The sequence below is a fragment of the Aeromonas sanarellii genome (assembly GCF_000820085.1).
Lineage (GTDB): Bacteria > Pseudomonadota > Gammaproteobacteria > Enterobacterales > Aeromonadaceae > Aeromonas > Aeromonas sanarellii.
The window spans coordinates 52,726-64,780 of record NZ_CDBN01000039.1 but is presented as its reverse complement, the minus strand read 5'-3'; the positions used below and the strand labels follow the sequence as shown (position 1 = coordinate 64,780).

The 12,055-nt window shown below is 48.3% G+C and carries 11 protein-coding genes; 9 read left to right on the top strand and 2 right to left on the bottom strand.

Features of this window, described 5'->3' with window-relative positions:
• Window positions 1-115: 115 nt before the first annotated feature.
• Complete coding sequence (gene glk, locus BN1132_RS08325) at window positions 116-1,084, top strand: glucokinase (RefSeq protein WP_042076736.1); 969 nt, start codon at window positions 116-118, stop codon at window positions 1,082-1,084.
• A gap of 376 nt (window positions 1,085-1,460) precedes the next feature.
• On the opposite strand, the gene BN1132_RS08320 is transcribed toward glk, so the two are convergent.
• Entirely contained in the window at window positions 1,461-2,819 is a 1,359-nt protein-coding gene (locus tag BN1132_RS08320) for an ATP-binding protein (protein ID WP_080560554.1), read from the bottom strand.
• Between the two features lie 23 nt (window positions 2,820-2,842).
• Window positions 2,843-3,517 carry a response regulator gene (locus tag BN1132_RS08315; protein WP_010675337.1) on the bottom strand — a complete coding sequence of 225 codons (675 nt, stop codon included), beginning with the start codon at window positions 3,515-3,517 and terminating at the stop codon, window positions 2,843-2,845.
• A gap of 960 nt (window positions 3,518-4,477) precedes the next feature.
• On the opposite strand from BN1132_RS08315, the gene rfbB reads away from it, so the two are divergent.
• From rfbB to BN1132_RS19940, 8 genes are all read left to right on the top strand, one after another.
• The gene (gene rfbB, locus BN1132_RS08310) at window positions 4,478-5,563 is read left to right on the top strand and encodes a dTDP-glucose 4,6-dehydratase (protein WP_042076734.1); all 1,086 of its coding nucleotides are present in this window, start codon (window positions 4,478-4,480) and stop codon (window positions 5,561-5,563) included.
• Window positions 5,563-6,429 (top strand): glucose-1-phosphate thymidylyltransferase RfbA, encoded by an 867-nt coding sequence (gene rfbA, locus BN1132_RS08305; protein ID WP_042076732.1) that lies wholly within the window; start codon window positions 5,563-5,565, stop codon window positions 6,427-6,429. Before rfbB ends, rfbA begins: the two co-directional genes overlap by 1 nt.
• 1 nt (window position 6,430) lies before the next feature.
• Complete coding sequence (locus BN1132_RS19515; RefSeq protein WP_084202717.1) at window positions 6,431-6,856, top strand: sugar 3,4-ketoisomerase; 426 nt, start codon at window positions 6,431-6,433, stop codon at window positions 6,854-6,856.
• Entirely contained in the window at window positions 6,837-7,304 is a 468-nt protein-coding gene (locus BN1132_RS19510) for an acyltransferase (RefSeq protein ID WP_084202715.1), read from the top strand. Before BN1132_RS19515 ends, BN1132_RS19510 begins: the two co-directional genes overlap by 20 nt.
• Window positions 7,301-8,404, top strand: a complete 1,104-nt coding sequence (locus tag BN1132_RS19505) for a DegT/DnrJ/EryC1/StrS family aminotransferase (protein ID WP_084202713.1) — start codon at window positions 7,301-7,303, stop codon at window positions 8,402-8,404. The genes BN1132_RS19510 and BN1132_RS19505 overlap by 4 nt, the downstream gene beginning before the upstream one ends.
• A complete protein-coding gene (locus BN1132_RS08300; protein ID WP_042076730.1) occupies window positions 8,401-9,651 on the top strand; it encodes an O-antigen translocase in 1,251 nt (416 codons plus the stop codon). The genes BN1132_RS19505 and BN1132_RS08300 overlap by 4 nt, the downstream gene beginning before the upstream one ends.
• A gap of 39 nt (window positions 9,652-9,690) precedes the next feature.
• A complete protein-coding gene (locus BN1132_RS19500; RefSeq protein WP_084202712.1) occupies window positions 9,691-10,647 on the top strand; it encodes a glycosyltransferase family 2 protein in 957 nt (318 codons plus the stop codon).
• A 72-nt stretch (window positions 10,648-10,719) separates the two neighbouring features.
• Window positions 10,720-12,030, top strand: coding sequence for a hypothetical protein (locus BN1132_RS19940; RefSeq protein WP_157005368.1), 1,311 nt, complete (start codon window positions 10,720-10,722; stop codon window positions 12,028-12,030).
• Window positions 12,031-12,055: the final 25 nt, after the last annotated feature.

The following is a 12,055-nucleotide window of genomic DNA, read 5'->3' as shown; positions in this document are numbered from 1 at the left end:
GCACAGTTGCATTCATAAAACGCGCCGCCGGGAAGCGGGCTCGAGTAGTATTGCAGCCAAATAACAAGGTCGGGACGGTAAGGGCCGCCCCGAGTCGGTAACGAAGGAGTTTGTTATGCAGCATACCCATGCGCTGGTGGGCGACGTAGGCGGTACCAATGCCCGGTTGGCCCTCTGCGAGCTGGCGACCGGCGCCATTTCCCAGGCAAAGACCTATTCAGGGCTGGCCCACCCCAGCCTGGAGGCCGTGGTGCGCCTCTATCTGGAAGAACATGGTGCCAAGGTGGGCGAGGCCTGCATCGCCATCGCCTGTCCCATCAACGGCGACTGGGTCGCCATGACCAACCACAGCTGGGAGTTTTCCATCAGCGAGATGCAGGCCAATCTGGGCCTGGCGCGCCTGCAGGTGATCAACGACTTCACTGCCGTCTCCATGGCGGTGCCCGTGCTGACAGAGGCTGATCGCATCCAGCTGGGGGGCGCGGCCCCGGTGGCGGGCAAGCCCATCGCCATCTATGGTGCCGGCACCGGCCTCGGGGTCGCCCACCTGGTGCAAGCCGGCGAACAGTGGCTCAGTTTGCCGGGTGAGGGCGGGCACGTGGACTTCGCTGCCAACACGGAAGAGGAAGATGCGGTGCTGCAGGTGATGCGCGGCGAGCTGGGCCATGTGTCGGCCGAGCGCTTCCTCTCCGGTCCGGGTCTGGTGAACTTGTACCGCGGGCTGGTGAAGTCCGACGGCCGGGAGCCCGAGGCGTTCGAACCCAAGGACATCACGGAGCGGGCGCTGGCGGGGGAATGCCTGGATTGTCGCCGTACCCTGAGCCTCTTCTGCGTGCTGATGGGGCGCTTTGCCGGCAACCTGGCCCTCAACATGGGCACCTTCGGCGGCGTCTACATCGCCGGCGGCATAGTACCGCGCTTCCAGGAGTTCTTTATCGCCTCCGGTTTCCGGGTGGCGTTCGAGGACAAGGGGCGCTTCAAGTCCTACCTCAAGGACATCCCCGTGTTCCTCATCACCCACGAAGGTCCGGGCCTGCTCGGTGCGGGCGCCTATCTGCGCCAGTCCCTCGGGATCCGTCTCTGACAGGCTAGGGAAACGATTTCATCGCGGTTCAGCCCTGATTCAGTGGCCCTGGCGTAGAGTAGGCTCACGTACTCAAGAGGACAGGGTTTCACAGGGAATTGGAAGCTGTCTTCATCCGCTGGGTGCGAATTGTCACCTGACAAGCCTGAACTGTTTCACCGGCCCTCGCGGCCGGTTTTTTTATGCCCGTCGTTTCTGCTCGAGCAGGGGGTGAGGGGAGAGGCTAGTCGGTTTCTGATGGGAGGCAACTTGTCAGCACCATTGCACTCGGCCAGGCATCGCCGGGCAGCATAGGGGAAAGGGTGGGAGAAGGTGAGCGCCGGGATGGCGATGCCCGAATGCGGCAGGGGCCAGGCACTGGCCTGGCCCCGATCTGTCAGGGGAGGGTGATATGGAAGCGGGCTCCGCCGAGGGGAGACTCATCCACCCGGATCTTGCCGCCGTAGCTGTGCACGATTTCGGTGACGACGGCGAGCCCTATCCCCTGGCCCGGGGAGCTGTCGGCCCTGACGCCGCGCTGGAAGATCTGCTGCGACTTGCCGGGGGCGATGCCGGGGCCGTCATCCTCCACCACGATGAGCAGGCCGTTGTCCTGGTGGCCGACATGGACCCGGATCTCGCTGATGGCGAACTTGCAGGCGTTGTCGAGCAGGTTGCCCATCAACTCCATCAGATCGCCCTGCTCGCCGTGGAAGAAGACATCGTCATCGAACTGGAAGCCGGTCTGCAGCTTCTTGTGGCGATAGACCTTGGCGAGGCTGGCCAGCAGTTTCTCGATGAGCGGTACCGGCTCGGTGCCCTTGCTCGCGAGGCGCTTTCGACCCGTGACGGCGCGGCGCAGCTGGTACTGGATGATCTGGTCCATGGTGGTGATCTGTTCGCTGATGTTGTCATGGATGTCGTGGCCGAGCTTGAGCTCCTGGGCGGTGATCTGGATCAGGGCCAGCCGGGTCTTCAAACTGTGGGCGAGATCGTTGAGCGCATGCTGATAGCGCTGGGTCTGCTGGCGCTCGTTTTCCAGCAACTGGTTGACGGATTCGGTCAGCGGCGTCAGCTCCCGCTCGTAGTCCTTGGAGAGCGCCTCCCGCGTGCCGGCACGGATCTCGTCTATCTGCCGCGCCATGGTGCGCAGGGAAGAGAGGCTCCAGAAGCTGGTGAGCAGCAGCAGGGCGCCGAGCAGGCTGTAGGCGAGCAAGGCCTGGCGAATGCACCGGTAGAGATAGTCCCGGGTCTGGGCCTGGTAGCGCTTGGCGGAATCGACCATCACCACGTAGTAGGTCGTGGGGCCGTCGCCGTGGTTGCGCAGGAAGCGCAGGCTGTAGATGAAGTAGCTCTCGCCATTCTTGATGGTGTGCAGCTTGAAGAAATAGTCCTGATCCAGGCCCCCAAGGTACTTCATCAGATCCCGGCAGATGGTCTCCTTGATGGTGATTACCTCGGGCATGTGCAGGCTGGACCAGCTCAACTCTCCATCGGAGCGGCAGATCAGGGTGTCGAGATTGGGGTCGATGGCATCCGGGGTCAGGCCGCCGAGATCCGTGATGGCGTGGGGCTCCGGCTGCTTGGAGGAGAACAGCTTGGAGAGGTTCTCCTGCATGCGGATGCTGGCTTTCTGGGCCTGCTCCTCGGCGTGGCCGAGGTAGAGAATATAGACGGAGAAGGCCATGATGAGCGCGATGACCAGCATGGCGCTCAGCATCAGCTTGAGGTGCAGCGAGCGACGGATCAGTGTCATGGGGTGCAGCATGGCAAGGGGCATCAACTGCAGGAGAGGTTGAAGATGTAACCCTGGCGGCGGATGGTGGAAATAGGCTGGATGAGCCCCTCCGGATCCAGTTTCTTGCGCAGTCGGCTCACCATCACCTCTATGGTGTTGGGATCCCCTTCACCATCCCCGTAGAGCTGGTCCAGCAGTTGCTGCTTGGAGACCACCTGGCGGGCGTTGCGCATCAGGTACTCCAGGATCAGATACTCGAAGCTGGTGAGCACGGTGACTTCGCCGGCGATGGTCAGCTCCTTGCGGGAGAGATCCAGCTCGTAGTCACCCGCCTTCACCCTGGGGGAGATGAAACCGGCGCTGCGGCGCACCAGGGCATTGAGGCGGGCAAGCAGCTCGTCCTTCTGGAAGGGTTTGACCAGATAGTCGTCCGCCCCGGCCTCCAGCCCTTCCACCTTGTCCTGCCAGTTGCCCCGCGCGGTCAACACTATGATGGGGAAGGGGATCTGCTGCTCGCGCAGGCGGCTGATGAGCTGCAGGCCGTCCATGTCCGGCAGGCCGAGATCGATGATGGCCACGTCGATGGGGTAGTCGGTCGCATAGTGCAGCGCCACCTGGGCGTTGTCCGTGCTGTGAACCTGATTCTGGGCCTCGGTCAACAGCGTGGAGAGGTGGTGATTGAGCAGCTTGTCGTCTTCGACCAGTAGGATTTTCATAAGATGCATGATGATAAGGGTCCAGGCTGTCAATTAGAGGGTCAACAAGAAGGAGAGTCAATGCGGATCCTACTTGACCCCCCTGTATCGGGACTGAATCATGCCAGCCTTTGTCTCCTCTACCCGTCCTTGCATCGGCAGCCATACCTTTCGTGCTTTATTGTGAGTCATGCTGTCGAATCAGATGAGGACTGTTGGGGTTCCATTGGTGACTACTTGCGACTGTTCTGATCGCACTGGTGGGTATGGGGACTCACTGTACTGTTGCAGCAGTGCTCATCGTCACAACTTGGCTCCGAGCATCGGGGCAACGCAGGCATGCAGTTGTAATCGCCTGAACATATTCAATTTTATTGTTTGGCGCTGGTGATTGGGAACAACTCCCGATGTGTCGTAGGGATGGATGTTGCGCGAGAAGGGTCAGAAGGTCGAATGAGTGGCAATTTTGAATCCCTACCCTACGAGAGGTTTTCTGCGGTTATGACTATTCATACCAGCGCCAAACAAGATAGAATCTGGCCCAAAATCGGGTTTAGGGCACAGATAGCCCAAGATGTGAGCAATGCAGGCTGCGGACTGCCTGGGTGTGCAATGTAATGCGACAACGTTGCTAAACATCAATCAAAACAAGAAATTGCTGGAGGGTATGATGGCCAACAGCGCGCACAATCAGGTTAAAAGCAGCATGTTGGGAGCTGTAACTCAGGGGCGGTAGCGTCATCATTTATGCATTTCAATCTTCCTCTGGTTTATCACTGTTAATCCTCTCGCCTTGAGGGCCATTTCTTAGCTTAGGCAGATAAATATACATGCCTAAACGAGGAGCCTGGTCTGGAATTCAAGCATTCGTAGTCTCAGTGCAATCATTCTGCTCTACGAAGAAAAAACCAGAGTGATACACAACTGCAGACCCTAACCAAAAGTCTTCCTTTTCATTAGATTGCAATCGGGAACCTTTCAATGAAGATCCTTGTAACCGGTGGTGCCGGTTTTATCGGTTCGGCAGTGGTTCGCCACATCCTTCGTGACACCCAAGATTCTGTCGTCAACCTCGACAAGCTGACCTATGCGGGCAACCTGGAATCCTTGGCGAGTGTGGCAAACAGTGAGCGCTATGCCTTTGAACAGGTGGATATCTGCAACCGCGTCGAACTGGATCGAGTCTTTGCCACCCACCAACCAGACGCCGTGATGCATCTGGCCGCCGAGAGCCACGTCGATCGATCCATCACCGGCCCTGCGGCCTTTATCGAGACCAATATTGTCGGGACCTATATGTTGCTGGAAGCTGTGCGCACCTACTGGAACGATCTTCCTGATCCGCGCAAGGCGGCCTTCCGCTTCCACCATATCTCCACCGACGAGGTCTACGGCGATCTGCCCCATCCTGATGAGGTGAATACCGGTGAGGCGCTGCCGCTCTTTACCGAGAGCACCCCCTATGCCCCTAGCAGCCCCTATTCTGCCTCCAAGGCATCGAGCGACCATCTGGTGCGCGCCTGGCGCCGTACTTACGGCCTGCCAACCATAGTCACCAACTGCTCCAACAACTACGGTCCTTACCACTTCCCCGAGAAGCTGATCCCGCTGGTGATCCTCAACGCGCTGGATGGCAAGCCGCTGCCGGTATACGGCAAGGGCGACCAGATCCGTGACTGGCTCTATGTGGAAGACCATGCTCGTGCGCTCTACAGGGTAGTGACCACGGGCGTGGTAGGGGAGACCTACAACATCGGCGGTCATAACGAGAAGCAGAATCTGGACGTCGTGCATACCATCTGTGACCTGCTCGATGAGATTGTGCCGAAGACTGGCTCCTATCGTGAGCAAATCATCTATGTGACGGATCGCCCCGGCCACGACCGTCGTTATGCCATTGACGCCAGCAAGATGAGCAGTGAACTGAATTGGCAGCCGCAAGAGACCTTCGAATCCGGTATTCGCAAAACCGTGCAGTGGTATCTGGATAACCAGCAGTGGGTCAGCAACGTCAAGAGCGGGTCCTATCAGTCTTGGATAGCTCAGCAGTATGGAGAGAAGAAGTGATGAAAGGCATTATTCTGGCTGGCGGCTCCGGAACTCGCCTTTACCCTATCACCATGGGCGTCTCAAAACAGCTTTTGCCAGTTTATGATAAACCCATGATTTACTACCCCTTGTCAGTATTGATGCTGGCAGGCATTAGGGATGTACTGATTATTACCACTCCAGAAGATCAGGCCAGCTTTCAACGCCTTTTAGGCGATGGTAGTCAATTTGGGATTGAATTGGAATATGCCGTACAGCCAAGCCCAGATGGGCTTGCGCAGGCATTTATTATCGGTGAGAAGTTCATTGGTAATGATTCGGTATGCTTGATCTTGGGTGACAATATGTTTTGGGGGCAGGGGTTCTCACCGATGTTACATGAGGCTGCCAAAAGGGAAAAAGGTGCAACAGTGTTCGGCTATAAAGTTCAAGATCCCGAGCGATTTGGAATCGTTGAATTTGATGATAAGCAGAGCGTCATTTCTATTGAAGAAAAGCCGACACAACCCAAGTCTCACTTTGCTGTAACTGGACTCTATTTTTACGACAATCAAGTGGTCAATATTGCCAAGCAAGTAAAACCTTCCAAACGAGGAGAGCTAGAGATAACTAGTATTAACCAAGTGTATTTGGAGCAAGGACTGCTGAATGTAGAGTTATTGGGGAGAGGTTTTGCTTGGCTTGACAGTGGAACACACGAAAGTTTACTCGAAGCATCGAATTTTGTGGCAACCATTGAGGCTAGACAGGGTTTCAAGATTGCATGTCTTGAAGAGATTGCATTACGAAATACTTGGTTAAGTAAAAATGAAGTAGCTATTACAGCACAACGTATGGCTAAAAACAGCTATGGCCAATATCTACTAGATTTGATAAGGAGTTAAGATGAGCCTTATTAAATTAATTGAATTTCCAATGCTCGGTGATGAGCGAGGTTCTTTGTTATCACTGGAAGGAAATAAGAATATCCCTTTCGATATAAAACGAGTTTATTATATTTTCAATACAGTAAAAGGCATCTCTCGTGGATTTCATGCCCACAAAGCACTAAAACAGGTTGCTATTGCAGTGTCTGGATCTTGCCGCTTTGTCCTCGATGATGGAATGGTTAGGACAGAAGTTGTTCTTGATAGACCTACTAAAGGGTTGTTAATAGAATCTTTTATGTGGCGTGAGATGCATGATTTTTCTGAAGATTGTGTACTGATGGTATTGGCTGATCAAGTGTATGATGAATCTGACTATATAAGAAGCTATGAAGATTTCTTGTGCCTAGCTAGGAGAGATATAAATGTTTGTTCATCATCTTAGCGATGTAATGTCAAATGATATAGGTAATAACACTCGTATTTGGCAGTACTCGGTTGTGTTGCAAGGTGCAAAAATCGGTAAGGAATGTAATATATGTGCACATACTTTGATTGAGGGGGACGTCACCATAGGTGATCGCGTCACGATCAAATCTGGTGTATATGTCTGGGATGGTATCACAATTGAGGATGACGTTTTCATTGGTCCCTGTGTTGCATTTACAAATGACAAACATCCTCGCTCTAAAATCTACCCAGCGGAATTCCCTAAAATGAGAATAAAGTCTGGTGCATCGTTAGGCGCCAATGCAACTATACTGCCTGGTATTACAATCGGGAAATATGCAATGGTAGGTGCTGGTGCCGTTGTCACTAAAGATGTACCCGATTATGCCGTTGTCGCTGGAAATCCAGCTAAAATAATCCGTTATATTGAGATGGAAAAATGATTAACTTCCTCGATTTGAAAGCTATCAATAATCAGTACAAAAATGAACTTAAAGATGCCTGTGCCAGAGTCATTGACTCTGGATGGTATATTATGGGGAATGAGCTGGTCGAATTTGAAAAGGAATTCTCTCACTATTGCGGAACCAAGTATGCGATCGGTGTAGCAAACGGGCTAGATGCTCTGAACCTAGTACTGAGAGCATGGAAAGAACTTGGTAAGTTACAAGCTGGTGATGAGGTTATAGTACAAGCAAATACTTATATTGCTTCCATTTTGGCAATTACTGAGAACGATTTGGTTCCTGTCTTAGTCGAACCTAATCCAGAAACTTTTAATCTGGATCCCGTCCAAGTTAGAAAGGCCATCACATCCAGAAGCAAAGTCATACTACCCGTGCACTTGTACGGCCAGCTATCTCCTATGCCAGAGCTGATGACAATTGCTACGGAATTTAATTTATTGGTGTTGGAAGACTGTGCCCAAGCGCATGGAGCTGAAATCCAGGGCAAGCGTGCAGGTAACTGGGGGGATGCTGCAGGCTTCAGCTTCTATCCGGGTAAAAACCTAGGTGCTTTAGGAGACGCCGGTGCTGTGACAACAAATGATGATGAGTTGGCTCAAACAATCAGTGCACTGCGCAATTATGGTTCACATAAAAAGTATGAAAACTTGTATCAAGGGGTCAACAGTCGGTTAGATGAAATTCAGGCCGCTATGATGCGAGTTAAACTACCTTATCTGGAAAGGGAGACTGCTCGTCGTCAGAATATCGCCCAATCTTATCGTACAAGAATTAAAAACCCTTTAGTGAAATTACCTAATGTGGAAAATGAAGGTGCACATGTGTGGCATTTATTCGTTGTGCGCTGCGATATGCGTGAGAAGCTTCAGCAGTGGTTATTCGAGCAAAAAATCCAAACTCTGATTCACTATCCAATACCTCCTCATAAGCAACAAGCATACCCACAGTATCGGGATTACCTATTGCCAGTGACGGAACGCATTCATCAGCAAGTGCTTTCTTTGCCTATGGATCCTACCATGAGTGATGAGGCTGTGACACGGGTGATAGATGCGGTAAATGGCTTTACAGCATGAGACGCTTGCTAAAAGTGACTGCCATGACAGGGCTTTTAACATTGCTCAAAATGGCGATGGGTTTTGTTATTGCGAAAGTTGTCGCCATATATACAGGCCCTACTGGTATGGCTATGTTAGGCCAAGTACAAAGTCTGGTGGGCAGCCTCAATGGAGTTATTAATGCTCCCGTTGGTAGTGGAGTAGTACGTTATACCGCCGAAAATAAACAGCAGGGTTTTGAGTCTTGTGCACCTTGGTGGCGAGCATCACTGCAGTGGGTTTTAGTCATTTCTGCTCTGCTCATTCCTAGTGGATTGTTATTTGCTGAGCATGTTGCTAACTGGCTGTTCCAGGATGCGAAACTGGCTTGGGTTGTGATGGTTACGGTTTGCGTTTTGCCTCTATCTGCTGTGGGTACACTTTGTAATTCAGTTATAAACGGTCAACAACTTTATCGTCGCTATGTTTTATTGGGTATGTTATCGGTAGTCATATCCAGTAGTGTGATGTTGATGATGATTGTGATGGCGGATATCCGAGGTGCCTTATTGGCAGCGGCAGTACAAGCCGGACTGATAGGGCTGGTGATGCTGATAGCGAACTTCCATCAAGCCTGGTTTCGAATGCAGTATTGGTGGGGTGAGACAAGCGTTGAGGCAAGGAAATCCATTGGTGGATATATGCTGATGGCAATCACAAGTGCTTTAACATTTCCAATATCACTCATCTTGGTCAGGACGATTTTAATCGAGTTGGTTGGATGGGAGGCTGCTGGATATTGGCAAGCGGTGTGGAAAATATCTGAAGTATATCTTGGTGTTATCACGATGGCCCTCAGTACTTATTACCTTCCACGTTTGTCATCTTTGATCGGTGTTGATGCCATTGTTGATGAAATTCATAGGACTGCTCGGGTTGTAATCCCTGTTGTAGCAGTGATGGCATTGGCGGTTTATTTGTTACGTGATATAGCTATTTGGCTTCTTTTCACTGCAGAGTTCAACTCTGCTCGTGATTTATTTGCCATCCAGTTGTGTGGTGACATAATGAAAATCGCCAGCTGGTTATACGCATATCCCATGTTGTCCCGTGGAACTACCAGAATTTTTATTATTAGCGAAATCATATCCTCAATGACTCTTGTGGGTTTATCGTATTCGCTTATCAGTGTCATCGGGGTTGAGGGCGCACCTATGGCATATCTAGTTAATTATTGCCTATATTTTATGTTTGTTTTTTTCAATGTAAGAAAAATATCCAAGTGACACGCATTAATTACTATCACCGAGACTAAATATATAACCATGAAAAAAACAATATCTGTTGCTGTTATAACTTACAATTCAGCGAAGACTGTTACTGAAACATTAGACAGCATCTATCGTCAGACGTATGGTGCTGGAAATATTGAATTGATAATTTCCGATGACGCATCATCAGATAATACAGTGGCAGTTATTCATGATTGGTTGGCACTACATGAATCTAGTTTTAACAAGGTTGTCTTTTTTAAAAACAAAACAAATGGTGGTGTTTCAAAGAATATAAATGTTGCATGGACTGCATCTACTTCAGAATGGATTAAGACTATTGCGGGAGATGATATACTCTTGCCAAATTGTCTCGATGATAATGTCGACTATGTTCTCAATGAAGCTAATGCTGAAGTCGGTGCTGTATTTTCATTAATGCAAGTTTTTTATATGGATGAACAATCCAATAAGGTCAACTCTCATTTAATGCCATCTTCAGCATATCATCACTTTTTTTATCTAACGGCTGAAGCTCAGTATGATTATTTGAAAATCAATGGTATTCCCATTGCCCCCTCATCCTTTATTAAAAGAAGTGCATTGATATCGGTAGGTTATGCAGATGAACGATTCAAATTAATAGAAGATTACCCCTTATGGCTTAAATTGACAAAGCAGGGTTACACACTTAAATTTTTTAATAAAATTACTGTTCAATATCGCAAGTCTGATAGTATTAGTAGTAGTCGCTCAAAAATAATCAATGAACGCTACTTCAATGAGATGGCATTAATTGATAGCGTAGTTGTAATACCTGAACTAAAGAAAAGTCAGTATATCTTAAAGTTAAGAAAAAAAGCATGGCCGAAGGCAATGGTGTATGTGGCTAGGATTTTTAATAACACTCCCAATACCTTTTCCAACATTATAGTTGCTTTGATTAATTTATTGAAACCAGGGTTTATTTCTCTTCAGTTGAAAAAGCTAAGAATATATATAGGCCGTTAATCTTTAATGCTTATTGTTGAATGTAGTTGAAAGTTATTATGTGTAACTTACTTCACAACTAAGGAATAAATAATGGTTAGTGAGGTTATCATAGCAGTTCTAGTTGGGGTGCTTTTTAGTATTCTAGTAATAAGCATGCTCCAACGAAAAGAGCAAAGCATATCTTGTTCTATATTAATAGTCTTTAATGTTTTCTTTACCTCTTGGATTTCTACAGTGCTGGTTGTCTTTTTCCCAGATATATCGGCCAGACTAGATGGATTCAATAAAGAAGTCATACATAATGTATATTATATGACTTCCTTTTCAGTAATTATTATTTTCATGGGGTTGCTAGTATATTTTTTGTCCATCGACAATAAAAAAATGTCATTACATGATCAAGCGGAGGTTAATGAAGCTGTATATGTCATCAATCCATTGTCTTTGCTTTTTATTATATACTGCTTGGTCAAATTTATACTGTTCTATCAACAATCTCCACTCTACTATGTTGCGTTAGGTGATTATACGCAAGCTGCATTATCTAGAGCTTCGATTCAGAAAGGGGAAGTTTTTGTTGATATTCCTTATATTGGAAAAATATTTTATTTTCTCTGTTTTTATATAACGATATCCACGATGATATTGGTAAGTAATAATAAGGTCTCTAGAATGAGACTATTTTTTATTATTGCAGTATCCTCAATTCAACTTACGTTTGATGGCCAGAAAGCACATTTATTCTTGCTTTTCATGATGATGGGGGTGACGTATTTCTTGCTCTCTAAGTCAGTATTGAAAATCATTATTTTTTCGATCTCCTTCGTTTTTACTACTGGTTTAATTTATTCTACAATGATGTCTGGGGATGGTAACGCCTTAGTCAGAATTCTTGACCGAAGTATATTTGGCCAAGCGCAAGGCATGTACTATATCATGCAGTATTATAAACCCCAGCTTACAGGGGTATTCTCTGATTTACCATTCTCACATCTTCTTGGATTAAAAGAACTAAAGCCAGATGAATGGATAGTTCCATATATATATAGCGATAGCGGGCATGTCATCAACTCTAACACATTTATTGTTGGTGAGATGTGGGCATATTCCGGAGAGTTAGGCGTATATTTATTCTCTTCTTTTATCTTATTTTCATTATTGGTTTATCTGATATTCTTTCGATGGTTGACATCGCTGAACAATATAGTTTATTGGCCAATATCACTTATATTTTTCTCAACGTTGCCAATAAACCAATCTTTGCAGTTTATTATATATCAAAAATATTTTTTATATGTTTTGTTTTTTTTGATTTTACCAATATACACGGTTGGCGCTCTAAGGTATTGGGGGGGGCATAAAGTAGGTGATAATAGCGATCAATCATTGCTAATGAAATGACGTGATACAAGCTGAACACTTGAAT